General features: G+C 33.1%; 24 protein-coding genes. 16 read left to right on the forward strand and 8 right to left on the reverse strand.

Annotated features, from left to right (window positions below):
• The first annotated feature begins 53 nt into the window (after window positions 1-53).
• The 5 genes from rfbC (at window position 54) to ACOOWA_RS02650 (ending at window position 5,276) form a co-directional block, all read left to right on the forward strand.
• A complete protein-coding gene (gene rfbC, locus ACOOWA_RS02630; protein WP_421373035.1) occupies window positions 54-599 on the forward strand; it encodes a dTDP-4-dehydrorhamnose 3,5-epimerase in 546 nt (181 codons plus the stop codon).
• 83 nt (window positions 600-682) lie between these two features.
• On the forward strand, window positions 683-2,071 hold the full coding sequence (locus ACOOWA_RS02635; RefSeq protein WP_421373036.1) for an exopolysaccharide biosynthesis polyprenyl glycosylphosphotransferase: 1,389 nt from the start codon (window positions 683-685) through the stop codon (window positions 2,069-2,071).
• A 129-nt stretch (window positions 2,072-2,200) separates the two neighbouring features.
• Window positions 2,201-3,502 carry a 30S ribosomal protein S12 methylthiotransferase RimO gene (gene rimO, locus ACOOWA_RS02640; protein WP_421373038.1) on the forward strand — a complete coding sequence of 434 codons (1,302 nt, stop codon included), beginning with the start codon at window positions 2,201-2,203 and terminating at the stop codon, window positions 3,500-3,502.
• 513 nt (window positions 3,503-4,015) lie between these two features.
• Window positions 4,016-4,387: a septal ring lytic transglycosylase RlpA family protein gene (locus ACOOWA_RS02645; protein ID WP_421373039.1), complete on the forward strand. Its 372-nt coding sequence runs from the start codon at window positions 4,016-4,018 to the stop codon at window positions 4,385-4,387.
• A 178-nt stretch (window positions 4,388-4,565) separates the two neighbouring features.
• The gene (locus tag ACOOWA_RS02650) at window positions 4,566-5,276 is read left to right on the forward strand and encodes a DUF1826 domain-containing protein (protein WP_421373041.1); all 711 of its coding nucleotides are present in this window, start codon (window positions 4,566-4,568) and stop codon (window positions 5,274-5,276) included.
• Window positions 5,277-5,299: 23 nt separating this feature from the next.
• Here the strand turns inward: ACOOWA_RS02650 and mnmE are convergent, their stop codons facing one another.
• The gene (gene mnmE, locus ACOOWA_RS02655; protein WP_421373042.1) at window positions 5,300-6,685 is read right to left on the reverse strand and encodes a tRNA uridine-5-carboxymethylaminomethyl(34) synthesis GTPase MnmE; all 1,386 of its coding nucleotides are present in this window, start codon (window positions 6,683-6,685) and stop codon (window positions 5,300-5,302) included.
• A gap of 378 nt (window positions 6,686-7,063) precedes the next feature.
• Between mnmE and ACOOWA_RS02660 the strand changes: the two genes are divergently transcribed.
• Window positions 7,064-7,741: a hypothetical protein gene (locus ACOOWA_RS02660; RefSeq protein WP_421373043.1), complete on the forward strand. Its 678-nt coding sequence runs from the start codon at window positions 7,064-7,066 to the stop codon at window positions 7,739-7,741.
• Window positions 7,742-7,880: 139 nt separating this feature from the next.
• Here ACOOWA_RS02660 and ACOOWA_RS02665 read toward each other — a convergent pair whose 3' ends face one another.
• Window positions 7,881-9,650, reverse strand: coding sequence for an aminopeptidase P family protein (locus ACOOWA_RS02665; RefSeq protein ID WP_421373044.1), 1,770 nt, complete (start codon window positions 9,648-9,650; stop codon window positions 7,881-7,883).
• Between the two features lie 296 nt (window positions 9,651-9,946).
• Between ACOOWA_RS02665 and ACOOWA_RS02670 the strand changes: the two genes are divergently transcribed.
• The 4 genes from ACOOWA_RS02670 (at window position 9,947) to pruA (ending at window position 13,632) form a co-directional block, all read left to right on the forward strand.
• On the forward strand, window positions 9,947-10,384 hold the full coding sequence (locus ACOOWA_RS02670; RefSeq protein WP_421373045.1) for a DUF6526 family protein: 438 nt from the start codon (window positions 9,947-9,949) through the stop codon (window positions 10,382-10,384).
• A 25-nt stretch (window positions 10,385-10,409) separates the two neighbouring features.
• On the forward strand, window positions 10,410-10,577 hold the full coding sequence (locus ACOOWA_RS02675) for a phosphatidate cytidylyltransferase (RefSeq protein ID WP_421373046.1): 168 nt from the start codon (window positions 10,410-10,412) through the stop codon (window positions 10,575-10,577).
• A gap of 9 nt (window positions 10,578-10,586) precedes the next feature.
• Window positions 10,587-11,690, forward strand: coding sequence for a DNA topoisomerase IB (locus ACOOWA_RS02680; protein WP_421373047.1), 1,104 nt, complete (start codon window positions 10,587-10,589; stop codon window positions 11,688-11,690).
• A gap of 316 nt (window positions 11,691-12,006) precedes the next feature.
• Window positions 12,007-13,632 (forward strand): L-glutamate gamma-semialdehyde dehydrogenase, encoded by a 1,626-nt coding sequence (gene pruA / locus ACOOWA_RS02685; RefSeq protein WP_421373048.1) that lies wholly within the window; start codon window positions 12,007-12,009, stop codon window positions 13,630-13,632.
• A gap of 155 nt (window positions 13,633-13,787) precedes the next feature.
• Here pruA and ACOOWA_RS02690 read toward each other — a convergent pair whose 3' ends face one another.
• Window positions 13,788-14,633 (reverse strand): ABC transporter permease, encoded by an 846-nt coding sequence (locus ACOOWA_RS02690; protein ID WP_421373050.1) that lies wholly within the window; start codon window positions 14,631-14,633, stop codon window positions 13,788-13,790.
• Between the two features lie 2 nt (window positions 14,634-14,635).
• On the reverse strand, window positions 14,636-15,538 hold the full coding sequence (locus tag ACOOWA_RS02695) for an ABC transporter ATP-binding protein (RefSeq protein WP_421373051.1): 903 nt from the start codon (window positions 15,536-15,538) through the stop codon (window positions 14,636-14,638).
• Window positions 15,539-15,730: 192 nt separating this feature from the next.
• Between ACOOWA_RS02695 and ACOOWA_RS02700 the strand changes: the two genes are divergently transcribed.
• The 4 genes from ACOOWA_RS02700 (at window position 15,731) to ACOOWA_RS02715 (ending at window position 20,755) form a co-directional block, all read left to right on the forward strand.
• A complete protein-coding gene (locus tag ACOOWA_RS02700; protein ID WP_421373053.1) occupies window positions 15,731-17,086 on the forward strand; it encodes an ATP-binding protein in 1,356 nt (451 codons plus the stop codon).
• A gap of 561 nt (window positions 17,087-17,647) precedes the next feature.
• Window positions 17,648-18,607 (forward strand): T9SS type A sorting domain-containing protein, encoded by a 960-nt coding sequence (locus tag ACOOWA_RS02705; RefSeq protein ID WP_421373054.1) that lies wholly within the window; start codon window positions 17,648-17,650, stop codon window positions 18,605-18,607.
• A 233-nt stretch (window positions 18,608-18,840) separates the two neighbouring features.
• Window positions 18,841-19,953 (forward strand): peptide chain release factor 2, encoded by a 1,113-nt coding sequence (prfB, locus tag ACOOWA_RS02710; protein ID WP_421373055.1) that lies wholly within the window; start codon window positions 18,841-18,843, stop codon window positions 19,951-19,953.
• An 85-nt stretch (window positions 19,954-20,038) separates the two neighbouring features.
• The gene (locus ACOOWA_RS02715) at window positions 20,039-20,755 is read left to right on the forward strand and encodes a DedA family protein (protein ID WP_421373056.1); all 717 of its coding nucleotides are present in this window, start codon (window positions 20,039-20,041) and stop codon (window positions 20,753-20,755) included.
• 237 nt (window positions 20,756-20,992) lie between these two features.
• On the opposite strand, the gene ACOOWA_RS02720 is transcribed toward ACOOWA_RS02715, so the two are convergent.
• Window positions 20,993-21,766, reverse strand: coding sequence for an alpha/beta hydrolase (locus ACOOWA_RS02720; RefSeq protein ID WP_421373057.1), 774 nt, complete (start codon window positions 21,764-21,766; stop codon window positions 20,993-20,995).
• A gap of 373 nt (window positions 21,767-22,139) precedes the next feature.
• Between ACOOWA_RS02720 and ACOOWA_RS02725 the strand changes: the two genes are divergently transcribed.
• The gene (locus ACOOWA_RS02725; RefSeq protein WP_421373059.1) at window positions 22,140-23,045 is read left to right on the forward strand and encodes a DUF808 family protein; all 906 of its coding nucleotides are present in this window, start codon (window positions 22,140-22,142) and stop codon (window positions 23,043-23,045) included.
• 109 nt (window positions 23,046-23,154) lie between these two features.
• Window positions 23,155-24,075 carry an acyltransferase family protein gene (locus ACOOWA_RS02730; protein WP_421373060.1) on the forward strand — a complete coding sequence of 307 codons (921 nt, stop codon included), beginning with the start codon at window positions 23,155-23,157 and terminating at the stop codon, window positions 24,073-24,075.
• A gap of 226 nt (window positions 24,076-24,301) precedes the next feature.
• On the opposite strand, the gene ACOOWA_RS02735 is transcribed toward ACOOWA_RS02730, so the two are convergent.
• The 3 genes from ACOOWA_RS02735 to ACOOWA_RS02745 form a co-directional block, all read right to left on the reverse strand.
• Window positions 24,302-24,652, reverse strand: a complete 351-nt coding sequence (locus ACOOWA_RS02735) for a prevent-host-death protein (protein WP_421373061.1) — start codon at window positions 24,650-24,652, stop codon at window positions 24,302-24,304.
• 104 nt (window positions 24,653-24,756) lie between these two features.
• Window positions 24,757-25,875 (reverse strand): molecular chaperone DnaJ, encoded by a 1,119-nt coding sequence (gene dnaJ / locus ACOOWA_RS02740; RefSeq protein WP_421373062.1) that lies wholly within the window; start codon window positions 25,873-25,875, stop codon window positions 24,757-24,759.
• Between the two features lie 77 nt (window positions 25,876-25,952).
• Window positions 25,953-26,489, reverse strand: a complete 537-nt coding sequence (locus ACOOWA_RS02745; protein ID WP_421373064.1) for a nucleotide exchange factor GrpE — start codon at window positions 26,487-26,489, stop codon at window positions 25,953-25,955.
• Between the last annotated feature and the right edge of the window lie 442 nt (window positions 26,490-26,931).

Consider the following 26,931-nt stretch of genomic DNA (forward strand, 5'->3'; position numbering starts at 1 on the left):
TTTTTTATATTTGTAAATTAAAGGAATGACAGTTAAATACAGTCATATAAATAATGAAAATAAAAGAAACACCGCTTAAAGACTGTTATATTATTGAACCTACTGTTTTCGAAGATGATAGAGGTTATTTTTACGAAAAATTCAACGAACAAAATTTTCAAGATTTAACAGGAATGAATGGGCATTTTGTTCAGGACAATATTTCTAAATCCAGTTATGGCGTTCTTAGAGGATTGCACTTACAAAAAGGAGATAAAGCCCAGGCAAAATTAGTATCTTGTCTGGAAGGAAAAGTTTTGGATGTGGCGGTTGATCTTAGAGAAGATTCTCCTACTTTTGGTCAATGGTTTTCTATTGAACTTACAAGTGATAATAAATTACAATTATACGTACCTAGAGGTTTTGGGCATGGTTTTTCGGTATTAAGCGAAACGGCTGTTTTTTCTTATAAATGTGATAATTTTTATGATAAAGCATCTGAAGGAGGAGTACTTTGGAATGATACAGAACTCAATATAGATTGGCAGCTTCCTGAAGGCGATATTATTCTTTCTGATAAAGACAAAATTTTGCCACCATTTTCTTTAAAAAATTTTTAATATATTAGAAGTCAATAAAGAATTAAGTTACAGGTTATAATTTTTGCATGAAAGATTATAATTTGAAGGTAGGATCGTGAAATATGTCAGTTTATTTTTTTAAACATTTACAGAAAATTTTTTTGATAATAGATTACATCTTTATCAATATCATTTTCATTTTTGGAAAATTATATTTTTTTGAATTTACCGAAACTAATTTTGAGCAAAACTTTCGTACACAGTTTATTCTTCTCAATCTATCATGGTTTGTAATTACGAGTATCACAAAGCCATATAAAATTTTAAAAATCAGAGAATCGTCATTAAATTTTAATGCACTGGCAAAATCTTTCATTTTGCTTATTCTCTCGACAGCAGTTTATCTAAGTCTTATATTTTCTGTAAAAATTAATTACAGAAATATAATTTTGTATTTTCTTTTAATCGGGTTTTTTATGACCCTTACCAGGTTTATTTTATTCTTATACAGGAAAAAAAATAGAGTGAAACTTGGCAGGAAGTTTTATTCATTCAACACCGTACTTGTAGGGGAAAATAAGCTCTCAACCTCACTTTTAGCAAATAAATATTTACGAAGATCTTTAGGAATTCGAGGTACATATAATGACGAAAATAAGGAAACAAAAAACCAATATTTGGGAGATCTTAATAAATTGTTGCAGGATATAGAGAATACGAAAATAAGCAGTATAATATTCTGTGACGACAATATTAAAGTTGATGTTTATAAAGAAATTGTGGAGGTGGCGGAACATAAAATGATAAGAATATATATGGTTCCTGATTTTAAATATGCCAATTTAGGTCCAAATTATTTTGACGTAATTCACGAAGTTCCTTTTCTTAAACTAATTCGTGAACCTCTTTCAAATCAAAAAAAACAAATACTTAAAAGAGTTTTTGATATTTGTTTCTCAATTTTCGTTATTATATTTTTACTCTCTTGGATAATACCTCTTGTTGCACTGATTGTAAAATTAGAAAGTAACGAATCTCCTTTTTTTATTCAAAAAAGATCAGGTCTTAATAATGAGCCGTTCAATTGTATTAAATTCAGAAGCATGAAGAGCAATAAAAATGCTGATGTTCAGACTGCAATAAAAAACGACTCGAGGATTACAAAATTTGGTGCCTTTATACGGAAAACCAGCATTGATGAGCTTCCGCAATTTATTAATGTTTTTCTAGGCGAGATGTCGGTAGTTGGTCCCAGACCGCACATGTTGTCACAAACGGAAATGTATTCTAAGATCACCAAAAAATACATGACGAGGCACATCGTGAAACCGGGAATCACAGGCTGGGCGCAGGTTATGGGAGCCAGAGGTGAGATATTCTCACATAAAGATATGGAAAAAAGAATTGAAAAAGATGTTTGGTACATCCAGAATTGGTCTTTCTTTTTAGATATGAAAATTATATTCTTAACACTATATAATATTGCGAAAGGTGATGATCAAGCTTATTGATTGAAATTTAAATTCAATATTGTTTATAATTAATCTAAATAGAGAGCCGAATCTTTCGGTTCTTTTTTTATGCGTAAATTTGCAGCCACAAAAATTACTGATTACTAATTACTTATTATTCAATATAAAATGCGCACAAAATCTGTAGGTAAAAAGAAGATAAACATCGTAACGTTGGGTTGCTCCAAAAACGTTTACGATTCTGAAGTGTTGATGAGCCAGCTGAAAGCCAACGGAAAAGAAGTTGTGCACGAAGACAGAGGTGATATTGTAGTAATAAACACTTGCGGATTTATCGATAATGCAAAAGAAGAATCAATCAATACTATTTTAGATTATGTTGAGGCAAAAAACAGAGGAGAGGTAGAGAAAGTTTTTGTTACAGGATGTCTTTCCGAGAGATATAAACCAGATTTGATTAAAGAAATTCCGGATGTTGATCAATATTTTGGGACGAGAGATCTGCCTATATTATTGAAGCATTTAGGAGCAGATTATAAACATGAATTGGTAGGTGAAAGATTAACAACCACGCCAAAACATTACGCTTATCTTAAAATCTCAGAAGGTTGTGATAGGCCTTGTTCTTTCTGTGCAATTCCTTTGATGAGAGGAGGTCACATTTCTACACCGATTGAAAAATTGGTAAAAGAATCTCAGAAGCTGGCTAAAGTAGGAGTTAAAGAATTAATTCTTATTGCTCAGGATTTGACATATTACGGTTTAGATATTTACAAGAAAAGAGCTTTAGGCGAACTTTTAAAAGAATTGGTAAAAGTAGAAGGAATTGAATGGATTCGCCTTCATTATGCTTTTCCAAGTGGTTTTCCGGAGGATGTTTTGGATATTATCCGTGAAGAGCCGAAGGTTTGTAATTATATAGATATTCCGCTTCAGCATATCAATTCAGATTTGTTGAAATCTATGAAAAGAGGAACTACTCATGAAAAAACAAATGCGCTTTTGGATAAATTCAGAGAGAAAGTTCCGGATATGGCAATCAGAACTACTTTAATCGTAGGTTATCCTGGTGAAACTGAAGAAAGATTTCAGGAGTTGAAAGACTGGGTAAGAGAGCAGAAATTCGACAGATTAGGATGTTTCACTTATTCTCATGAAGAAAATACAGGAGCTTATGTGTTGGAAGATGATATTCCGCAGGAAGTGAAAGAGGCTAGAGTAGAAGAAATCATGGAACTGCAGTCTCAAATTTCTTGGGATAAAAATCAAGCGAGAATAGGAGAGGTTTATAAATGCGTTTTCGACAGAAAAGAAGGAAACTACTTCATAGGACGTACAGAATATGATTCTCCGGATGTTGATAACACTGTTTTGGTCTCTGCAGAGGATACTTACATTTCGATTGGGGATTTTGCCAATGTGAAAATAACTTCCGCAGAAGAATTTGATTTATACGGAGAACTTGTTTAACTAAGATATAAAAGTAAAACCAATGATTTTTCATTGGTTTTTTTATTTTCGTTAAAATTCAGTCTGAATATTTAGTTAAATATTGGATAATGATTTTGATAATTTCCTTTTCAATCTGAAAAAATCTAATTGAGAAGCACCACTATAACAACGAAAAGAAGAGCTTTAATAATTTTCAGTGTCTTTAAAATATCTTTTATTTTGTTAACAAGTTTTCATTGTTTTGAATCGATTATAGGAGATTTTACAAATATCCTATTTTATTTAAAGTGTTGATTACTAGAATTTTATAGTTTTTTAAAATTGCAATTTTAGTAGAATTAGTTAATTATATTAACTTTTATCATCTTTTTTTAACATTTTTTAACACCGTGCTTTAAAACCCCTATTAATAGGTAGTTACGTAGATAATTAAGTTTTATTTAAGTTTTATTTAACGTTTGTTAACTTTTAAAATAGGTAGCTAGAAAGTTTCAGTATACTTTTGCCTAGTCAAACAAGTAAAAGTTCAACATGATGAAAAGATTCATTCTCGTAATCATAATGATGATTTCAACACTAGGTATTTATTCTTTCAAGAATAATGCCGAAGATGCGAAGAAAACAAGTTATGCGTCGTACTACCACGACAAATTTAATGGTAGAAAAACAGCAAGCGGAGAAGTTTTTAATAATTCTAAACTCACTGCAGCGCACAGAACGCTTCCTTTTGGAACTGAAATTAAGGTAACCAATCTGAATAATGGAGAAGAGGTAATTGTAACGATTAATGATAGAGGGCCTTTTCATTCATCAAGAGCATTAGATATGTCTAAAGCTGCGTTCGATGAAATTGGCGGGATTAGCAAAGGTATTATCCCGGTAGAGTACGAAATTGTCGATTAATTTTCGAATTAAATTTAAAAGCGAGTTTGTTGAAAAGCAAACTCGCTTTTTTTATTATAACTAATTCTTATTCTTGTACATTTTATCTGTGCTTTTCTTTAATATTTTATAGAGTAATTTCCGTAGTTTTAATATAATTAATTGTATGTCTCAGATCAATTTCAAATCCTTGGTAAAAATGTGTCAAAATATAAATGATGAGCGAAATCATGATAATCAAATTAAAGTTGTTTCTACATTTTCAGATCTTATCAATACCAATTTTCATGGAAACATTAATGCCCTTTGTTGGAAAAGAAATCTAATAGGAGATTTTAAAGAAATTGTCTCTCAACTTCAATTAAAAGAAAATATCACAGAAATTTCAGTTGAAGACCTTTTAGGATTACAGCTGTCAGAAAAAGGGATCGCAGCGAGAGATATTATTTTAAACGATATACAATTATTGACAGATTTAGGAGCTTCTCCATCTTTTAATTTGCTTAAAAATTATGAAAGGGATGATGAGTTTGATTTTATTTCAACAGATGTATATTCCTTTCATGTCGACCGTTCACCGGTAGGAACAGATACTTTTTTGTGTACTTATTATGGGGCTGCAAGCGATATCATTCCCAATAATCAGGTTACCCAGAAAATATTGATTCCCGAAATCCGAGAAAAGCTTCAAGAATTACATGATGGAAATGAAGAAGATTTTAAGACTTTTCTTCAAGAAAATTTCTTTGATTTACATTATCAACCAAATTCTGATGCTCAACCAGTCAATTTAGGAACTGGTCATCTTTGGAGATTAGCGGTAGATCATCCCGAACAAAAAGTTTTACCCTGCGTTCATCGTGCTCCCATAGAAAATGAGGGAGAATATCGCTTGTTATTGATTTGCTAATTGTAAAGATGAAAATTTAGATTTTACTTTCCGATACAAAACTTAGAGAAAATATTCCCCAATACCTCATCGTTAGTAACTTCACCGGAAATTTCACCAAGATATTCCAGTGCATTTCTTAGTTCATAAGCTAGAAGCTCAGTTGAAATTCGAAAATTAATCGCTTCTTTTACTTTATCAATGGCTTGCAAAGATTTTTGTAAAGCTTCAAAGTGACGTTGATTGGTGATAATCACATTATTTTCAGAGGTTTTTAACTGTTCAACATACGAAGATAATTCATTCTTTAAATCCTGAATATTCTGATTTTCTACGGCTGAAATTTTTATAAAATCAAAATCCTGAGAAATTTCGTTCCTGAAAATTTGTTCTACATTTTCATATTGAGTCGGGATTACTTCGTCAATTTTTGTGGCACATATTATCAGTTTTAAACCGTCTCTCACTAAAGATTTTATCATCTCAATATCATCCGAAAAATCTTTTGTTGCAACGTCGGCTAAATAAACCAGAATATCTGCATTTTCCACCTTTTCCTTGGCTTTTTTCACTCCGATGGCTTCAATTTCGTCAATTGTTTCACGCAAACCAGCAGTATCGATGAGACGAAATGCATGACCTTTAATGTGTAAAACTTCCTCAATAGTATCTCTGGTTGTTCCTGCAATGCTACTTACAATTGCCCTTTCTTCTTTTAATAAAGCATTTAAAAGGGTAGATTTTCCGGCATTTGGCTTTCCTATAATGGCAACTGCAGTTCCGTTTTTAATAGCATTTCCGTATTGGAAACTTTCAATGAGTGAATTTAATTTTAATTCAATTTTATCTAAAAGCTGATTCAATGCTGAACGATCTGCAAATTCCACATCTTCTTCCGCAAAATCAAGTTCCAGCTCAATCAATGAAACAAAATTCAGCAAATCGGTTCTTAAAAATGAAATTTCATTCGTAATTCCGCCTTTTAGCTGATTGATAGCCACTTTTCTGGAAGCTTCATTTTCAGAAGCAATGACATCGGCAATCGCTTCGGCCTGAGAAAGGTCGATTCTTCCATTGATAAAAGCCCGAAGCGTAAATTCTCCTGCTTTTGCCATTCTTGCGCCGTTTTTAATCAAAGTTTCCAGAATACGTTTAGCAATATGCGGCGAACCGTGGAATGTAATTTCCACAGAATTTTCTGTAGTGAAAGTTCTTGGTGCCAAAAAAATAGAAAGCATCACCTCGTCAATCGCCTCATCTTGATCCATAAAGTAACCGTAATGAATGGTGTGAGATTTTTGTTTTTCAAGTTTTTTCGAAGGAAAACATTTCTGAACTACTGGTAATGCCTCATTTCCCGAAATTCTGATAATTCCTAGAGCTCCTATTCCGTTGGCGGTTGCAAGTGCGCAAATGGTATCGTTATTCATCCTGCAAAATTACGGAAATTTACAAGGTAAAATACTCAAAATGCATCCTACAACATTATTTAGTAAAATCATTCACAAACTCAATCTTTTCCGTACTCAAAGTTCAAATTTCTTTTTTTAGAAGCCGGGAACCTGCTGTCCACTGTATCTTTTTTGTTATTGCGAACAAAATGAAGCATTTTTTAAACTTTTTCCCAGTCGCAATAACAAAAAAGGATGCCGTTTCCATCAGGGCTAAACACGCAGCTTGCATTTCAAAATCTCTCTGAATATTGAAAAATTGTCATCTTTTTTGTAGATTACACAAAACAATGCAATTCAAATTTATGTTTGTATTTCGATTAAAACTTTTAAATAAATTTAAGAAAATTGATTTTTATGGGTATTGTAGCATTAGTTTCAATTGTTATCATCGTATTGATATTCTTTATCTTAAAAATTCCCAGACTTACTATTCGAAAGAAAATATTAATCATAGTTTCTGTTTTATTGTTGTGCATAATTACTTTAGCGGTCATTTTTATAATAGGTTTTGATCGTGGAAAAATATCAAAAAGGGAAGAAGTAGAATATGTTGCGAGAAATTCAGATACGAAAAAAAAAGCAGACAGTTCAATCATAAAAATCTCTGAAGACAAAATGGCGTCACCCAATAATTCTGAGAAAAATAAAGCAATTTTATTCAAAATTGAAGGTATTTATGAAGTGAAAAAAGAAAAAGATTGCAGGATGAGTCTGATTTTATACTATCAAAAAAATCAGCTGAAGTATAAACTCAAAACCGAAACTCACGAATTCTCTGATAATGCTGAAATCGAATTAAACGAGAAAAAAGATGGTTATTATATTACCTTCAAAAATATAGAATGGAGCGAATATTTGGGCGGATTAGATAATGAAGGTGAACCCATCGATAAAAATCTGGAGTTACCGAACAGTGTTTCCGGCTCATTGTACAAAGATCAAATCACCATTCAGAATTATGGCAACTCAATGAATTATTATGTTGTCTTTGATGATTGCGGAGAGAAATATATTGAACTGATTAAAAAATAAAATGTCCTGCAAAATTTAATGCAGGACAATTATATGTGATAAATTATTAAAAACGAAGCAAATTTTAGTCTAAACTACTTAAATAAAATCTTATCGATTTAATTTAGAAAATTCACGATTGACAATTCACAATTCACCATTAAATCGGGCTCACCAATTCCAAAAACCAATCTTTGACTTCTCCTTCTAAATGTGATGCCAATTTTTCTTCACACGTTTTATGATAAGAATTCAACCAATTGATTTCATCCTGTGAGAGAATTTCTTTTACAATATCATTTTTAAAGAACGGACAGAAAGTTAACGTTTCAAACTCATAAAAAGTTCCGTGAATCGTAGTTTCAGCTTCTTTTACGGCAATCAGATTTTCATGACGGATTCCGTAATCGCCTTCTAAATAATACCCCGGTTCGTTCGAAACAACCATTCCCACCATAAGTTCCTGCGGATTCATATCTTTTCTGATGTTTTGTGGTCCTTCATGAACGTTCATAAAACTTCCGACACCGTGACCGGTTCCGTGGTTGTAATCTTTTGCATTCATCCAGAGAGGAAGTCTTGCAATCGCATCAAGCTGAACTCCTCTTGTTCCTTTTGGAAATTTCACCATTGAAAGACGAATCATTCCCTGCAAAACCAAAGTAGAATTAATTTTAAATTCTTCAGAAACCGTTCCCAAAGCAAAAGTTCTGGTAATATCCGTCGTTCCTTCCAGATATTGTCCTCCTGAGTCAACTAAAATACTTGCATCATTGGTCACTTCTTTACTTCCTTCGCTTTTTGCGGAATAATGCATCATCGCACCATTTTCTTTAAAACCAACAATGCTTCCGAAACTTTCACCCACAAAATTTTCTCCTGCAGCACGGAATTCTCTCAGTTTTTGCCCGATAGAATATTCGGTCATAGCTTCTTTTCCCGCATTGTGATTCAGCCAGTAAAGAAATTTTACCATTGCAACACCGTCTCTCACCATCACTTTTCTGAAACCTTCCAGTTCAGTCTCGTTTTTTTGAGCTTTCATCAGATTTCCAGGTACGGCAGATTTTACAAACGTATTGCCAATCTTTAAAGCTTCAAATATCGACTGATTGCTGTTCGGTGAAACTAAAACTTTCTCGTTTTTTATGGTTCTTAAATGATTATAAAATTCTTCGTAAGGCATCATTTTTACCCAGGCTTCATCCATCTGTTTTCTGGCCTCAACTTCCATTTTTTCAAGGTCGGTGAAGAGAATTGCATCATTTTTAGTAATTAAAATATATCCTAAAAATACAGGATTACTTTCTACATCACTTCCCCTTAAATTTAAGGTCCAGGCTACATCATCAAGACTGGAAATTACATGCACACCAACTTCCAGCTCTTCCATTTTCTGGCGGATTGCAGAAATTTTATCAGCAACAGATTTTCCTGCTCTTTCGACTGGATGTGTGAAGATTGGATTTTTCGAAGGAGTTCCTCTTTCTTTCCATACTTCTTTTAATAAAGGAATATCAACTAAAGTTAAATTTTTTGAATTCAGTTTTTGGTACAGAAGTTCCCAGTTGGAATGCGATGTTGCCAAAGCATTTACTGCCACTTTTCCGCTTGGAGGGATTTCAGAAATAATCCAGTCGATATAATTCGGAGTTCCTTCCATTCCGTCTTTGAAAAGATCAATTCCAGAACCAGCTAATTCGATAGGAGCTTGTGTAAAATATCTTCCGTCTGTCCAAAGTCCGGCTTTATCTTTTGTAATTACCACAAAGCCTGCGGAACCAAGAAAACCTGAAATCCAGGCTCTTTCCTGCCATTCTTCAGGCATATATTCGCTCATATGAGGATCTGCAGAATATACTATAAATGCATCAACATTATTTTTCTGCATTTCTTCACGAAGCGCAGCTACTTTTTCCTTTGAAGTCATTATTTTAATAATTTTAAAGACGTGAAGTTACGAATTAATGCTGATTGCAATCGTTAAAATATGTACAAAGTTTTTTAGTGGTGAGGATAGATGCTGGAAGCTGGAAGAGGAAAGTTTAATTGGGATACAGTATTAATTTCTTTTCATTTTTTTTCACAAAATTTCTTGTAAAATAGAAACCATAAACATGCAAACCAAACTTACTTCCAACACCAAACATCCGGCTTCCAACCTGTTTACATACCACAAATTAATAAGTCAAAACATTTTGGAAAGGTTCTTGCTACTCTACCTCTATGGAAACGCAGAATTACAAAAATCACAGAAAATATTATCCGCCACATCATTTTGTTTATTTACCATTGTTGTTGGTTTTGGAAATTTTTGGAATCTATAAAATATTCAGCGATTCAGAACATCAGATTGTATGGATTCTGTTTTCCATAATTATATTTTTAATTCTGTATTTGGCACTGATGCTTCGCCAACATTACGCTTTAGGATTGCAAGACCGTTTGGTGAGATTCGAATTTAAGCAAAGATATTTTGAACTTTTTAATGTAAGATTAGACGAAGTCGAGGAGAAGCTTAATTTCAGTCAGATTTCGGCTTTAAGATTTGCTTATGATGATGAGTTTAAAGTTTTACTTGAAAAAGCTTTAAAAGAAAATATTTCAGGCGACGAAATAAAAAGATCTATTAAAATCTGGAGAGCAGATTTTCATCGAATTTAAAATAATAAACCTAAAATTATATATTATGAAAAAGTTGACTTTATTCAGCATGGCTATCATGAGCCTTATGCTACTTACAAGCTGCGAAGCAGTAGAAACAATTTTTAAAGCAGGAATGTGGTGGGGAATTATCGTTGTTGTGGGGATTTTAGGGATTATATTTTGGCTGTTTTCCAGAGGTAAAAACTCATAAAATGATTTTATGGAAAATTCAGATCTAGAAATTATTTCTCATCTTAAACCTTCCAGGATCATAAAAATCATGAAAGATCCAGTAGCTTCTGCAAAGGCTGTAAATTTGATTTACACGTCGGATGCAGAAGCTTCCGGTATTATTCGTCGGAAAAGAGGTAAAAAATTTCAATATTTTAAAGGCGATGAAAGAGTAAAAGATAAGGAAGAAATTAAACGGATTAACAGCTTGGTTATTCCTCCGGCATGGGAAAATGTCTGGATTTGTGCTTTAGACAATGGGCATCTTCAGGCGACAGGTTTTGATGTGAAAAACAGGAAACAATACCGTTATCATCCACTTTGGAGTGCGCTGAGAAATCATACTAAATTTTACAGAATGCTCCAGTTTGGATATGCTTTACCCGAAATCAGATTGCAGCTCGAGAAAGATTTAGCTTTAAGAAATTTTGATAAAAGAAAAGTTTTAGCATTGATTGTCAGTTTAATGCAACGGACGAATATCCGTATCGGAAATAATATTTATGAAAAACTGTATGGTTCATTCGGTTTAACGACTCTAAAGGAAAAGCATGTAAAAGTTGAAGGGCAGAAAATCAATTTTTCATTTAAAGGAAAAAAAGGAGTAATGCACAATGTCAATCTGAAAAGTAAAAGACTGGCAAAACTCATTATGAAATGCAAAGAAATTCCTGGAAAAGAGCTGTTTCAATATCTTGATAATGAAGGAAACAAACATTCTGTAGATTCCGGAATGGTGAATGATTACATCAAAGAATTAAGCGGAGAAGACTTTACAGCCAAAGATTTCAGAACATGGTCCGGAACAGTAAATGCTCTGATTGCCTTCAAAGAAATCGGCTATGCTGAAAACAATACTCAATACAAAAAGAAAGTAAAAGCTGCTTTGGATATTGTTGCTGAACATCTTGGGAACACAAGTACTGTTTGCAGAAAATATTATGTTCATCCTTTAGTGATCAATCTTTACGAAAACAATACGATCAAAAAATATCTCGATGAGCTTGAAGTGATTGAAGAAAATGATGGAAAAGCGGGATTAACACATGAGGAAAAATTGGTTTTGAAAATTCTGGAAACAGAGAAGATGTGAGGAGGTGAAAGAGTGAATGGTGAATGGTGAATGGTCAATTTGCTTCGCTTGTCAATCTATCAAATTATTACTGGTAAAAATTGAACCATTAAAGTTTTTGAGTTTTTTTAAGTTTCAGATAAATCTGAATTAAGCATTCTGCTTAAAATATCTTCAGACATTTCCTTAAATCATCTTTAAAACTTATTCATCTTAATGGTTCAAATATTTTTACTCATTTAAAAAACTCACCATTCACTTGTGTAGCAAAATTCACTATTGACATCAAATAAATGTTGTAAATTTGTAAAAAAGCAAAAACAAACAACAGAACTATATGTCAAAAGCAATTTCGCAAGTACCATTTGCAGTAAATGAGCCGGTAACTTCGTACGAACCGGGATCAAAAGAAGTAAAATCTCTTCTGGCAATGTACAAAAAAATGTGGGCAGAAAAGACAGAAATCCCAATGATTATCAATGGTAAAGAAGTAAAAACCGGTGACACCGTTAAGCTTCAGTCTCCGCAGGATCATGCACATGATTTTGGGTTTTATCATAAAGGAACGATGCAGCATGTAGATGATGCCATCAATACAGCATTAGCAGCAAAACAAGCTTGGAACGACCTGGGTTGGGAGCACCGTGCAGCAATTTTCTTAAAAGCAGCAGATCTTTTGGCGGGACCTTACAGAGATGTAATTAATGCAGCAACAATGATCGGGCAGTCTAAAAATGTTCATCAGACAGAAATTGATGCCGCTTGTGAATTTATTGATTTCTTGAGATTCAACGTAGAATTTATGACGGAAATGTACTCTGAACAGCCGGTTTCCGACGCAGGAATCTGGAACAGAGTAGAATACAGACCCTTGGAAGGATTCTGTTTTGCGGTAACTCCATTCAACTTTACAGCAATTTCCGGAAATTTGCCGACTTGTATGGCAATGCTTGGAAATGTAGTGGTCTGGAAGCCTTCTGACAAGCAAATTTATTCTGCAAAGGTAATTATGGATGTGTTAATCGAGGCAGGGCTTCCTGCAGGAGTCATCAACATGATTTTTACAGATGGAAAAGAAACTGCTGAGAAAGTAATGGCTCACAGAGATTTTGCAGGTCTGCATTTTACAGGTTCTACAAAGGTTTTCCAGGGAATGTGGAAAATGATCGGAGATAATATCCACAATTACAGAACGTACCCAAGAATTGTTGGTGAAACAGGCGGGAAAGATTTCGTTATCGCGCATCCTTCTGCAAATGTAGAAGCTGTTGCTACAGGATTGGTAAGAGGATCTTTTGAATACCAGGGACAGAAATGTTCTGCAGCTTCAAGAGCTTATATTCCTAAATCTCTTTGGGCAGATGTAAAAAAAGTAATGGAAACTCAGATTGCTTCGATCAAAGTAGGTTCACCTGAAGATCCTTCAAACTTCGTGAATGCAGTAATCGATAAAAATTCTTTCGAAAAATGTAAAGGATATATCGACAGAGCTAATGATTCAAGTGTTGCAAACGTTGTAATTGGTGGAAAAACTGATGACTCTAAAGGTTGGTTTGTACATCCAACAGTTATAGAAACGACAGATTCTCAGTACGAAAGTATGGTAGAAGAAATTTTCGGTCCTATTTTATCTGTTTTCGTTTATGAAGATGCAGATTGGAAAGAAACGTTGAAAGTGGTAGATTCTTCCTCTCCTTATTCATTAACGGGTTCAGTTTTCGCACAAGACAGATATGCTGTAAATGAAGCATTCAAAGCGTTAGAAAATGCGTCTGGAAACTTCTATATCAACGACAAACCAACGGGTGCAGTTGTTGGGCAACAACCTTTTGGCGGAGGTAGAGCTTCAGGAACCAATGATAAGGCTGGTTCTAAAATGAACTTGCTAAGATGGACTTCAGTAAGATCTATCAAAGAAACCTTTGTTTCACCTAAAGATTACAAATATCCATATTTAGGATAGATAATAAATAATCAACAATGAGTAATTGTTGATTCAAGCCTCGAAATTTTAGTTTCGGGGCTTTTTTGTGATTAGTTTTTTGTGTTGTTATGAAATAAAAAAAGTGACTCATAAGAATCACTTTTAATTTTGAATTATATTTTTAAATGAATATTTTACCAGTCTCTCTTTTTAAGAATTAAGTAAGATCCGAAAATAAATAATCCGCACCAAACTAAACAGGCAACAAGACTTTCTGTAGGATAAGTAAATTCATATTTTAAACCCATCATTTTTGCCATGTTTAATCTCATCATAGGATTTGGAATCAAGCTAGACATACTTTCCAAAGGTAAAAGTTTGCTGAAGAAAAAGCTATTTTGAAAGATTTCATTTCTTTCTGCAGCCTGTGTTCCTGCTACTTTGCTATAAGTTTCAATTCCTCCGATAATAGATTCACCAATCCAGATTACAAAAAATGCTAAGAAAACAAATACTGATTTTCTCAGTAAAATAGATAAAAACATTAAGAAACAGAAGAATGAGAAAAGTTTCAGAAAATAATTCCCAACGAAAAATATTTCTTTATAAACTAACGAGGATTCTGTGGAAGTTGAATATTGATACCCTAAAAACATGGTGATTACAAAAACCAAAATGGTGGAAATCAGTGTAAAAATAGCAATCGTCAATAATTTCGAACCAATAAACTCTTCTCTGCTTAATCCGTCAATTGTATTTTGTTTAAACATTCTATTGCTAAATTCCTGACAAATCGAAAATACAATGATTAACCCAAGGAAAATCTTTAATAAAGCGACAGTGTAGGTTGTAAAATTCCAAATTTCAGGGAAATTGTACATTCCTTGTTCTTTCAAATTAATCGTATTTCCGAAAAGTTTTAAATCAATCAAGCCAATACAAAGAAAAACGACCAATATTGCGAAGTACATTATTGTGAAAACCTTGAAAGGTGTATAATTCAGGTTTTTATAATATTCTAATTTTAATAATTTCGTCATGATTAATGAGTATTTTTTACAAGTTCAAGGAATTGATTTTCAAGAGATTTCTTTTTCTTCGCCAAATGAGACAGGAAAATACCTTTTTCAGCAAGTTTTTGGTTTAATGCTGATGCAGAAATCGATGCATCATCACGAATTTGTGCTTTAATTAAATCTCCTTCTGCTGCTACCGAAGTAAACCATTGCAGCTCTTCCAAAGTACTCAAAAGGGTAACATTATTATCTGCTTTCAATTCAAAAAAACCTTGATTATTTGTCATTTCATCCACTCTTCCGGAATAAATAGCGTTTCCTTCTTTTAAAACAATAACGTGACTGCAGATTTTTTCGATTTCATCTAAAAGGTGACTTGCAATGATGATGGTAATTCCCTGTTTTGCAATCGAACTGATAATTTCTCTGATCTGAATTATTCCTTCAGGATCCAAACCATTCGTCGGCTCATCCAAAATCAGAACTTCAGGATTATTCAGCAGAGCCGAAGCTATTGCCAAACGTTGTTTCATACCCAAAGAAAAGGTTTTAAAAGTATCTTTTTTCCTTTCTAAAAGTTTTACCGTGTTCAAAACTTCATCAATTCTCGAAAATGGAGATCCCTTTATTTCCGCAACAATTTTCAAATTGGTTTCTGCACTCAGATAAGGATAAAAATTGGGCTGCTCGATGATGGCTCCGATTTTTTTCAGCGTTTCAGGATCGGTTCCTTTTTTACCAAACCAAAACCAATCTCCACTTGTAGGATTTATTGTTGAAAGAAGCATCCCGAAAGTAGTCGATTTTCCGCTTCCGTTCGGACCGAGAAGTCCGTAAACATTACCTCTCTCTACATCGAAAGAAATATTATTCACTACGACTCTCTTGAATTTTTTCGTCAGATTTTTTACTGATAAAACTTTTTCCATGTAGATTTGTTATATACCCTAATTGGTTTCTCTTTTTTGTGAAATGTTACAAATTGTTTAAAATTATTATTGAATCGTAAAAAGAAAAGTGTAAAAAACAAAGAGAAAAAAAGCAAAATGTAATTTTAATCATCCAAAATCCAACAACCATCTTCCCAAAATTTTAATTATATTTGAGTTAAAGATGTTTATATGAAGTTAATCCAGCTTGCGAAAGAACTGAACGTTTCGGCAGAAGCCATCAAACAGTTTATTCAGGATTTTGACCTTGATTTAATAGACTGTATTTCGACTAATTTTGAAGTAAAAGAAGATTTTGAAAAATTTGCCCGTGAAAATATAGATTTTCTTAAAAAATATGAAGATGATTTAGATAAAAATAAAACCGTTGAGCAAATTGCTGAAACCATTAATCAACCTAAAGAAAATGTAGAAAAAGCAATTCAGGAAAATAATTCTAATATTTTCGATAACGGATTTTTCCGTTCATCGATTTCAAGTTACGGAATCGATCAGAAATTGGGTGGAAACTACAAATTTGTTTACAATTATTTCGGAAATAAAACAAGTCTTCAGCAACGGGATTTTATAGGTTACAGAGACCTTTTCTTTTATATTTCAGGAATTTTAGAACCGTTTTTAAATCCTCAGCAAATTAAAGATTGGGGAATCAATAAACCTGCAGGAATTGTTTTGTACGGACCTCCCGGAAGCGGAAAGATTTTCTGGGCGAATAAAATTGCTGAAATTATCAGTTATCAGTTTAAAGAAGTGAAGAAACATTATCTCGGAACTTCTTTTGTGGACGGAAATCAAACCAATTTCAATGATTATCTGGTGACAATGATGAAAGAAGATAAAGTTCTGCTTTTTCTGGATGATTTTGACGAAATTATGATGGAAAGAAAAGCGGAAACCGATGTCCCTTCTTGCAATCTCGAAACTCAGGAGATTATTCTTCATTACATCAGCAAATTTCAAAGTGAAGATCTGCTGATGGTGGGTTCTGCAAATTCTGTGTCTGAAATTGATGAAGAAATTTTAGCTCCCGGAAGATTCGATGTTTTAGTGCCTGTTTTTCCTCCAAATGCTGCGGAAAGATCTGAGATTATTTTGTATTCGATGACGAAAAACTTGGACAAAGATTCACTTCTTTTCAAAATTCTTAAAAACAATAAAGCTGATAAAATTCCTTTCTGGAATAATATTGCGTCGAAAATGAAAGTTTTCAGCAACACAATGTTGATTGATTTTACTCAAAGTTTAAAAAAACGGATAAAAAACCGCTATCAGAGAGTCAAAAATGAAAAAATGGCCATCGATGAGGTTCTTTTAAACGGAGCTTTAAGAGATGCCGCTGCAAAGCTAACGGAAGAATATCTTACTCAGATTGCCCAATTTTTAAACGATGTTATCATTAATAACCTGGATGACTTCCAGATGAGAATTCATGCTTTAAAATCGGAATTAGAAACTTATCAGGCAGTTGAAACACCTCGGAGAGAGATTGGTTTCCAACATAATGATGAGGACAAAAAAAATAAATAGATCATTATTAATCTATAAAATAAAGATTCCATCGCTATGAATGTCTGTAATTGGTAATAATTTAGTTTTAAAAGTTTGTTTGTCATTCCGGAGGAATCTAAGCTGCTTTATTTAAGAATGTGTAGATTCCTCCGGAATGATAAAATGACTGCTGATTTTAGAATTATATTAAAACCGGATATTCATATTCCATCACTGATTAATTAAAATAAATAGTGATGGTTTTTTTGTGCTTAAATCTAAAAAATTATTATATAAACGTTCGATTTAAGCCATAAATATTTTATAATTCCTGCATTTTATTTATTATAATGTTTTCATAGTATCTCTGATTTATTTAAAATTTCTGTTTTTATTTAAAATTTTTGTTATCATAAATAATATTAATGGGTTTAAAAATTGCTTTTAAATCAATTCTACGGGCAGTGAGTATGTATTGAGTAGCTACTTTCTGTTCTCAGGAGAAAACTTTCCAGTGCTCATATAATATATTTGTTGAGATTTTGATTCTTAGGAAAACCTACCTTAATCTAAAAACTAATTTACATTAAAATAAAAATTATGAAAAGAAAACTACTCTCTTTAGGTGTGATTTTAACTTTGGCCCAGTTGAATGCACAAACTTATCAGTCATTAACGGTTACGGGATTTAATGCCGATGTTATTGCAAACGGAGTGGGCCCGTCTCTGAATTCTACAACCATGAGCTTAGATAAAGACACCGATAATTTTGCCTATATGTCGAAAGATTTTAAAGTAAATTCTTCTGCGACTGCATTAACTTATGGTTTGCCAGAAAATGGTTTGATTACTTCTGCTGTTTCAGCAACAAGTGGACTAACTTATCAAATGGCATCCTATTCGGGAAATAATTCTCTGAGGCTTCCGAATACAAACGATACAGGTACGCTGACTCTGGCAACGCCAAAAGCAGCCAATAATCTTTATGTTTTAGCGGTAAGCGGAAGTGGGGATTCTACAGGTGATATTACAGTTAATTTTCAGGACGGAACCACTCAGGTTTTTGCCAGCACAAATTTTCAGGATTGGTATGGTGGTACAAATGCGGCAATTCAGGGGATTGGAAGAATCAACAGAGCTACTAATGCTTTAGATGCAGCCGGTGGAACAAATCCCAGAATTTATCAGATCACACTGGCGATAAGTACAGCAAATCAAAGTAAATTAATTACTTCGGTTACCGTAAAAAAAACATCTACAGCTACAACAGTAATTAATGTTTTTGGAGTTTCTGCACAGATTGCTCAGCTTTCTGTTTCTGACGTTAAAAAAACAAAAAATCAATCGGTATATCCTAATCCTTTTTTAAACGAACTTAATCTGGTGAATGTTTCAGAGGTTTCTGCAATTGAAATTTTAGATTTTTCAGGAAAAACGATTAAAGCTAATATTCAGCCTGAATCAAAATTAGACCTTTCATTTTTAGATAAAGGCAGTTATATTTTGGTTCTAAAAAATAAAAACGGAACATTAACTTCTCAAAAAGTTGTTAAGAAATAAGATAGAGTTTTTTTCACTATGATTATTATATAATTTACAGACAATCATTGTGCAATAAGCCGGTTTTAATTAATCGGCTTGTTTCTGTTTAGTATTTTACATTTTTAGTTAGATTTGAATTTGAAACTTCATTGCTTATCTTAAAACTTATTTCCGGCAATTTTGATTACTCATTGCACATTATTCATTACTCATGATTTTATCCGTAAATTTGCCTTTCAAATTTTTTAGTTTTGATTAACAACGACCATATAAAAGAAGTTCAGTCCAGGATTGAAGATTTACACCGATACCTTCAGATTGATAAAAAAAAGATAGAGATTTCAAATGATGACGAAAAAACTGCGTCACCCGAATTTTGGGATAATCCTAAAACTGCAGAAGTTTTTCTGAAGCAACTTCGTTCCAAGAAAAAATGGGTTGAAGAATATGAGGAAATTAATACTCAATTTGAAGATTTGCAGGTTTTATTAGAATTTGCCAAAGAAGATCCCGATTCTGAAAAAGAATTAGAAGAAACTTTCCCGCAATTGGTAGAGAAAATCGAAAATCTTGAGTTTAAAAACATGCTTTCCAACGAAGGTGATGAGCTTTCGGCAGTTCTTCAAATTACAGCAGGAGCAGGAGGAACAGAAAGTTGTGACTGGGCTGCAATGCTGATGAGAATGTATACGATGTGGGCCGAAAAACAAGGCTACAAAATTAAAGAACTCAATTACCAGGAAGGTGAGGTTGCCGGAGTAAAAACGGTGACTTTAGAAATTGACGGTGAATATGCTTTTGGTTATCTTAAAGGCGAAAACGGAGTTCACAGATTGGTAAGGATCTCTCCTTTCGATTCTAATGCAAAACGTCACACGAGCTTTGTTTCGGTATATGTTTATCCTTTGGTGGATGACACGATTGAAATCAACATCAATCCTGCCGATATTTCATTTGAAACCATGCGAAGTTCCGGAGCGGGTGGGCAAAATGTAAACAAAGTAGAAACGGCAGTACGTCTTCGTCACGCTCCGACAGGAATTATCATTGAAAACTCAGAATCCCGTTCTCAGCTCCAGAATAAAGAAAAAGCGATGCAGCTTTTGAAATCCCGATTATACGAAATGGAACTGGAAGAACGCTTAAAAGCCCGAAACGAGATTGAAGCCGGAAAAATGAAAATCGAGTGGGGAAGCCAGATCCGTAATTACGTGATGCATCCTTACAAATTGGTAAAAGATGTGCGCTCGGCTTACGAGACTTCAGATGTTGATGCAGTAATGAACGGAAATCTTACCCCATTCTTAAAAGCGTTTCTTATGGCAGACGGAACAGCGGTTTCAGATGACGATTTAGACTTATAAAAATCATGTTTACATTTACGTTAAAATATGCTAATATATTTCCTTTTAAAAGGTATTAAGCTTACTTTTGCGTCATACAATATATATGGAAGATATTAATAGTTGGAAAGATTTATTAAACCCTGAACTTTATATTAAGATGGGTGGGTTTTGGCTGATTTTATTCATCATTTTTGCCGAAACCGGTTTATTTGTTGGGTTTTTCCTACCGGGAGATTCACTGCTTTTTGTATCTGGAATTTATGCTGTAGACATCATTAAAGAAACTTTTGGATCTACAGGAAGGGACTTTTTAGATACCACTATTTTAGCTACTGCCGTTGCTATTGCTGCAATTATTGGTAATCAGGTAGGGTATTGGTTTGGTAGAAAAACGGGTCCGGCTTTATATAATAAAAAAGATACCATGCTTTTCAAGAAAAAATACTTGTATCAGGCGCATGAATTCTTTGAAAAAAACGGAGCTTTGGCAATTATTATGGCGAGATTTTTACCCGTGGTAAGAACTTTTATGCCGATTGTCGCGGGGATTGTGAAGATGGATAAAAAGCAGTTTATGAGAGATAATATTATTGGAGGTATCCTTTGGTCATTTATCTTAATTTTTGCGGGACATTATCTTGATAAATTATTCATGGATCAGTTCGGGATCAATTTAAAAGAAAAGCTGGAATTTATTATTATCATTATCGTGTTGGTTACAACAGTTCCTGTAATACTCAAGTTTGTTTTCGGGGCGCCAAAAGGAGATCCTAAATTGGAAGATGAAGTTTTGGATGACTTGATAGACAAAGAAAAATAATCAATTTTAAAATATAGAAATAACCTGCATTTTTGCGGGTTATTTTTTTGCATCAAAAATAAACACTATAATTTGGAAGTTAGTTTTTTTAAGTCTATTTTGTCATTCCATAGGAATCTCAACATACTAAAATAAAGTAATTTAGATTCCTACGGAATGATAAAGTGACCGCAGAGTATTAGTATTATAATTAAACGGCGCTAATATGAATACTATTAATGAACAGACTCAACCCCGTCAATTTCTTATCCATTCTAAAATGTTAGGATAAATAATGCTGTCTCTTTTTTTCTTGTTGAAAAATCTCGGAGCATGACCGGTTTTATCCATGAAAACCAGTTTATGAGGAATATTCATTTTTGTTAAAACGGAATCCAAAGCCAAACCTTGTTTTTGATTTACCATAAAATCCTGATTTCCCTGAAATAATAGCGTCGGAACATTTGTTACGTTTGCAATCGGGCTCGCCTTCTGAAAATCTTCAGATAAATTTTTACGGTGAAATTTCACTCCAACCATTTTCTGAATCGTTCCCGAAGTATATTTTGAATAAAATGAATTTAAATATTCTTTAGAATAAAAATCTGTCGGACCGCTCAGAGAAATGATTTTTTTTATTTTATCAGGATTTTGATAGCCGTAAAGTAATGCTAAATGTCCTCCTGCACTTTCACCGAGTAAAATGTAATTATTAGGAAGCAGTTCAGATTTTTCTGAGAGAGAATTAAATTTTTCAATCGCAGAATTGATGTCTTCAAGCTGTTCTTTATACGTCAAATGTTTTGAAACCAGTCTGTAATTCATACTAATACTCGGAATCTGATTTTTAAAAAGCATTTTCTGAATCTGGATCATATGTTCTTTACGACCGTATTTCCAGGCACCACCGTGAACAATCAAAACTACGGGAGAATCTTGCGGATAATCTGAAGGAAGAAATACATCCATTTTCTGACGCTTGTCTTCACCATATTTCAGATTATAAATTTTCTGTTCGTTATTTGTTCCCACCCAAATTTTAAATTTTCGGGTGTTGCAAGAGTTTAAAATCAAGCCAATTAAACCTATAACAAAGAAATGGTAATTGCGAATCAGCTTTTTCATAGAGTAAAGGTAGGGAGAAAATGGTTTTATTGATTATGGAAAAACATGATTTTTACAATCTGTTTAATTTTTTCTGTCTGAATTTTAAAATAATATTCCAGACGGAGACATGACGGAGAAACCATAGGAGAAAAATCACTTGAAAATTGAAGAAAATTTTCTGCTGTTTAATTTTTAATTTGATTATTTATTAATGCAAATAAGTATTAGAATCATTTAAACCAAATTAAATCTATATTTTTGTAAGACTTAACATTTATTAAAAAAATATTAAAATACTATGGCTTCTGGTTTTTTTGCGATTTTGGATGATATCGCTGCTTTGATGGATGATGTGGCAGTAACGAGTAAAATTGCGACTCAGAAAACAGCAGGAATTTTGGGTGACGACCTTGCCGTAAATGCTGAAAAAGCAACAGGTTTTCTTTCTTCAAGAGAAATTCCGGTTTTGCTGAAAATCATGAAAGGTTCTTTTATTAATAAACTCATTATTGTACCGTTTGTTTTTCTGTTGGAATGGCTGTATTCACCTGCAATAAAGATTATCTTAATCATTGGCGGATTTTATCTGGCTTATGAAGGTGTAGAAAAAATTGTAGAATTTTTATTTCACAGAGAGAAAAAAGGGCATGAAGTCATTGAAGAATCTGATAATGGGGTTGAAGATGGTGAAGTGGCAGAAAAAACTAAAGTAAAATCTGCTGTAACCACCGATTTTATTTTATCTCTTGAAATAGTTATCATCGCTTTAGCTGCAGCAAAAGATGGTTATGAAGCATTAAAATCTCAATTTGATCCGTTTCTTGTAGAAATTTTTACCGTTTCAGTCGTTTCAATTATTGCAACAGTCGGCGTTTACGGAATTGTGGCATTAATAGTAAGAATGGACGATGCGGGTTTTAAACTGATCAGAAAAAGTAATGATAAAGGTTTCTTTGGAAAACTTGGTCACTTACTTGTAAAAGCACTTCCTTGGGTAATCAAATCTTTAGGAGTAATCGGAACAATCGCTTTGATTCTTGTGGCCGGAGGAATTTTTGATCATAATATCGATCAGCTTCATCATGCTTTACCAACTTGGCATGAAACATTAAAACAAGTTTTGTTTGGGTTATCAGGTGGATTAATCGCTTTATTTGTAATTACCGGCGGAAAGAAAGTTTATTCATTGGCTACAAAGAAATAATTGTTATATTAACCAATAAAATCCCGCTTCAGATTTTTGAGGCGGGATTTATTTTAAATTGGCTAATCTTATTTTGAGATGAAACAGTCTGTGGGAAATTATTTTTATTATGGGCAGAAATTTATCAATTGATATTTTAAAAATCATACTGGCGTTATTTGTTGTATTTCTGCACATGAATTTTCTTAAAGAAACTTACCCAATGATGAGTTTCTTACTAGTTAACGGAATTTTCAGGATTGCAGTGCCTGTTTTTCTAGTGATTACGGGCTTCTATTTTTTTCATATTGATACAGTTAAAAAACTTCAAAAATGGCTCTTCAGAACATTTTTATTATATGCAATCTGGATGCTGATCTATATATCATTTTGGAAAGATAATGATCAGGTCTGGCTCACCATAATTTTCGGGTATCATCATTTGTGGTACTTAATCGGAACTTTTTTCTCCGGAATTATTTTATTCTTTTTAAGAAATCAGAAGCCTCTTGTACTTTTTGTCTTGACTATTATTTTATTTGGAATAGGGTATACAATTCAGGTTTTGGGAAATTTACACCATTTAAAAACTGAATCAGATTCAATTCTAAATGATTATTTACTTTATAGAAATTTTATTTTTGTATGTTTCCCATTTTTAACGATGGGATTTCTGATTAATAAGCTGAAAATTGATTTTGAGAAGTTTAAATTTCCCTACCTACTCGTTATTTTTTCAGTGTTAGTGGTCTTTGCGGAAGCTTATTTTAATTATAAAATGATAAGTTCAGAAAGTACTGATATTCTGTTTTCATTAATTTTTGTAAGTCCGGTTTTATTTTTATACTGTCAGAAAATCTATATTAAAACGCAGTCAAAAGTATTGGCTAGCCTTTCAACTGCTATTTATGTTGTGCATCCTTTGATTATGAAATCTGATTTTTATAAAGAAATAACTTCAGAATTTAAAATTCTTATTTTCTTATTAATTTTAATTCCTGTAAGCATATTGCTGGTTTTTCTGAACAGAAAACTTAAATATTTATTATAAAACTAGGTGAGATTTAAAATAAAATAGTTCTTTGAAGAGAGCTAAAAGACAACTTAAAATTAGTTTGATTTGCGGTTTTATTATTGTTTAATACTTTCTACAACCAAAATTTTCTCACTATAAATGAAAGAAAAAATAAGTGATTTAAAAAAATCACTTGCTTCGAAAAACTTACAAAGAATAATCATCACATCTCGAAAAATGCAATAGTAAATCGAGAAAATTTTTAGTTTAGGTTGTAATTCATGATCACTAATCGTAAGAAAAAATGAACAAAATCCTGTTCTGCATCTCTTCTGCTGATCAATTTGTTTTTGTAGTCGTAAGACTTGAAAACTTTCAGTAATCTCTGGTAGATTTCCAGATCTTCATCTTTAATTCTGATTTTTACGTGACCATCTTTTCTGTTGATAATTTGATTATCCAGAGTTCTTACTCTAAATAAAACATCACATAACAATGGTTTCACACCACAGTATCTTTCTACTATATTTACCTTGAATGCATCAAAAGTAATGGCATGGAAAATCAGTTTTGGTTGTGAGTCTGGGGTACGCAGTTCAAGCTTGTAATTCATAGCTGTATATTTACAATATCCTTTTCAGGAAAATGTCAAATTTAAAATTGATGTAAATTTAAAAATAAAAAGAGACTTTTGGAAGCCTCTTTTTAAGTATTTTTTTAATTAAATAAATCTTTTACTTTATCAAAGAAGGTTTTCTCTTTTCCAGAAGGCTCTGCAACCATTTCACCGCTGCTCATCTGTTTTTCAAAGAAATCTTTTTGATCTTTAGTAAGTTTCTGCGGCGTCCATACATTGATGTGAATAAACATATCGCCCTTTCCGTAACTGTCGATGCTTGGTAGACCTTTTCCGGCTAATCTCAGGATTTTTCCGGACTGAGTTCCCGGATCAACCGTGATTTTTACTTTTCCGCCAACAGTAGGAATTTCTTTTTTCGTTCCTAAAGCTGCTTCAGCAAACGAAATATACAATTCCTGATGGAGATTATCACCTTCTCTCTTTATCGTTTTATCAACTTCCTCTTCTACGATCACTAAAAGATCTCCCGGAATTCCACCAAATGGCGCATCATTACCTTTTCCTCTTACATTAAGCTGGATTCCGTCTCTTGCTCCTGCTGGAATATTAATAGAGATTTCTTCTTCATCCTTTATTAAACCTTGTGCATTGGCTCCTGCAGGAATTTTATCGGCAACTTTTCCGATTCCCTGGCAAGTTCCACAAGTAGTTTGAGTCTGCATCTGTCCGAACATCGTGTTCATCACTTTCATCTGAACTCCGGCTCCGTTACAGGTAGGGCAGGTTTTTGAAGTGGCTCCTTCAGCCATCTTCATTTTTTTTACTTTAAGAGTTTTTTGGGTTCCGTTTACCATCTCTTCAAGATTCAGCTTGATTCTGATTCTTAAATTAGAACCTTTCACCTGTTGACGACCGCCGCCGCCGCCAAATCCTCCGAAACCGCCACCACCGAAAATATCACCAAACTGGCTGAAAATATCTTCCATGTTCATACCGCCTCCGAAACCACCGCCACCAAAGCCACCGTTTCCGCCAACTCCAGCATGACCATATTGATCGTAACGGGCCTTTTTGTTGTCGTCACTTAAAACTTCGTACGCTTCTGCAGCTTCTTTAAATTTCTCTTCGGCATCTTTATCTCCCGGATTTTTATCTGGATGATATTTAATCGCCATTTTACGGTATGCTTTCTTTATTTCGTCGGCACTCGCAGATTTGCTTACCTCAAGAACCTCGTAATAATCTCTTTTTGACATCTTTTTATATGTAATTAGTAATGTTGTAATTGGTAATTTTAAAATTGCTGATTACCAATTGCTCATTGCTTATATTTTTAGTTTCCTGTTACAACTTTTGCAAAACGAATTACTTTATCGCCTAAAGTATATCCTGTTTCAATAACGTCTACTATTTTACCCTTTAAATCTTCAGACGGAGCAGGGATTTGAGTAATTGCCTCGTGGAAATCAACATTAAAGCTATCTCCCGCTCTTACTTCCATCACTTTTAAACCTTTTTCAGTTAATTTGCTTTTGAATTTGTTGTAAATCAATTCAACGCCCTGAAGATCAGATTCATTACCGTTTTTAGCAATTTCTTTGATAGCTCTTTCAAAATCATCCAAAACTCCCAACATAGAAACCATCATATCCTGATTGGCATATGTAAAGAACTCCATTTTCTCTTTTGAAGTTCTTTTTTTATAGTTTTCAAACTCGGCATACAATCTTACATAACGGTCTTTTTCTACTGCCAAAAGTTCTTCCGGAGTAGGTATTTCTGTCACAATTTCCTGTACTGTATCTTGAGTCTGAGTTGTATTTTCTTCTTGTTTATTGATATTTTCTTCGTTGATATCCTGATTTTCCATATTTCAATAACTTTTTACAAAGTTGTTTGTCAAACATTCTGCCAAAGAAAAAATAATGACATTTAGGCAGATTTAATATTTTTTATCAGAAGCCTTTTCCCGCTTTCCATTACAATCTTTTTTTGCAAAAAAGGATTTTCATTTCAATCGGGGCTATGTTTGATGTCATCTCTTCAAAATAGTAGAAATATACCCAAAAAGTATTTCTTCCATGAAAGAAGTTATGAATGTCCGTGATTAGTAGTAACTCAGTTTTTAACGATTTGTTTGTTATTCTGAAAGAATCTCAACATGTTGAAAATAAAGCAATTTAAATTCTTTCAGGATGACAAAATGCCTGCTGATTAAGTACTGTGATTAATAACGGATATTCATAAAAGAATTTAAAATTAGTATTTAGAGCTTAAAAATCTTGTGTTATTTGTGAAAAAATTAGTGCCAT

This window comes from Chryseobacterium sp. GP-SGM7, from assembly GCF_049166575.1.
In the GTDB taxonomy this organism is placed as follows: domain Bacteria; phylum Bacteroidota; class Bacteroidia; order Flavobacteriales; family Weeksellaceae; genus Chryseobacterium.

Excerpts from the sequence above, each read along its gene's own strand:
- rfbC (WP_421373035.1), top strand. The coding sequence starts at position 54 with ATGAAAATAAAAGAAACACCGCTTAAAGACTGTTATATTATTGAACCT.
- ACOOWA_RS02635 (WP_421373036.1), top strand. The coding sequence starts at position 683 with ATGTCAGTTTATTTTTTTAAACATTTACAGAAAATTTTTTTGATAATA.
- rimO (WP_421373038.1), top strand. The coding sequence starts at position 2,201 with ATGCGCACAAAATCTGTAGGTAAAAAGAAGATAAACATCGTAACGTTG.
- ACOOWA_RS02645 (WP_421373039.1), top strand. The coding sequence starts at position 4,016 with ATGATGAAAAGATTCATTCTCGTAATCATAATGATGATTTCAACACTA.
- ACOOWA_RS02650 (WP_421373041.1), top strand. The coding sequence starts at position 4,566 with ATGTGTCAAAATATAAATGATGAGCGAAATCATGATAATCAAATTAAA.
- mnmE (WP_421373042.1), bottom strand. The coding sequence starts at position 6,685 with ATGAATAACGATACCATTTGCGCACTTGCAACCGCCAACGGAATAGGA.
- ACOOWA_RS02660 (WP_421373043.1), top strand. The coding sequence starts at position 7,064 with ATGGGTATTGTAGCATTAGTTTCAATTGTTATCATCGTATTGATATTC.
- ACOOWA_RS02665 (WP_421373044.1), bottom strand. The coding sequence starts at position 9,650 with ATGACTTCAAAGGAAAAAGTAGCTGCGCTTCGTGAAGAAATGCAGAAA.
- ACOOWA_RS02670 (WP_421373045.1), top strand. The coding sequence starts at position 9,947 with ATGGAAACGCAGAATTACAAAAATCACAGAAAATATTATCCGCCACAT.
- ACOOWA_RS02675 (WP_421373046.1), top strand. The coding sequence starts at position 10,410 with ATGAAAAAGTTGACTTTATTCAGCATGGCTATCATGAGCCTTATGCTA.
- ACOOWA_RS02680 (WP_421373047.1), top strand. The coding sequence starts at position 10,587 with ATGGAAAATTCAGATCTAGAAATTATTTCTCATCTTAAACCTTCCAGG.
- pruA (WP_421373048.1), top strand. The coding sequence starts at position 12,007 with ATGTCAAAAGCAATTTCGCAAGTACCATTTGCAGTAAATGAGCCGGTA.
- ACOOWA_RS02690 (WP_421373050.1), bottom strand. The coding sequence starts at position 14,633 with ATGACGAAATTATTAAAATTAGAATATTATAAAAACCTGAATTATACA.
- ACOOWA_RS02695 (WP_421373051.1), bottom strand. The coding sequence starts at position 15,538 with ATGGAAAAAGTTTTATCAGTAAAAAATCTGACGAAAAAATTCAAGAGA.
- ACOOWA_RS02700 (WP_421373053.1), top strand. The coding sequence starts at position 15,731 with ATGAAGTTAATCCAGCTTGCGAAAGAACTGAACGTTTCGGCAGAAGCC.
- ACOOWA_RS02705 (WP_421373054.1), top strand. The coding sequence starts at position 17,648 with ATGAAAAGAAAACTACTCTCTTTAGGTGTGATTTTAACTTTGGCCCAG.
- ACOOWA_RS02715 (WP_421373056.1), top strand. The coding sequence starts at position 20,039 with ATGGAAGATATTAATAGTTGGAAAGATTTATTAAACCCTGAACTTTAT.
- ACOOWA_RS02725 (WP_421373059.1), top strand. The coding sequence starts at position 22,140 with ATGGCTTCTGGTTTTTTTGCGATTTTGGATGATATCGCTGCTTTGATG.
- ACOOWA_RS02730 (WP_421373060.1), top strand. The coding sequence starts at position 23,155 with ATGGGCAGAAATTTATCAATTGATATTTTAAAAATCATACTGGCGTTA.
- ACOOWA_RS02735 (WP_421373061.1), bottom strand. The coding sequence starts at position 24,652 with ATGAATTACAAGCTTGAACTGCGTACCCCAGACTCACAACCAAAACTG.
- dnaJ (WP_421373062.1), bottom strand. The coding sequence starts at position 25,875 with ATGTCAAAAAGAGATTATTACGAGGTTCTTGAGGTAAGCAAATCTGCG.
- ACOOWA_RS02745 (WP_421373064.1), bottom strand. The coding sequence starts at position 26,489 with ATGGAAAATCAGGATATCAACGAAGAAAATATCAATAAACAAGAAGAA.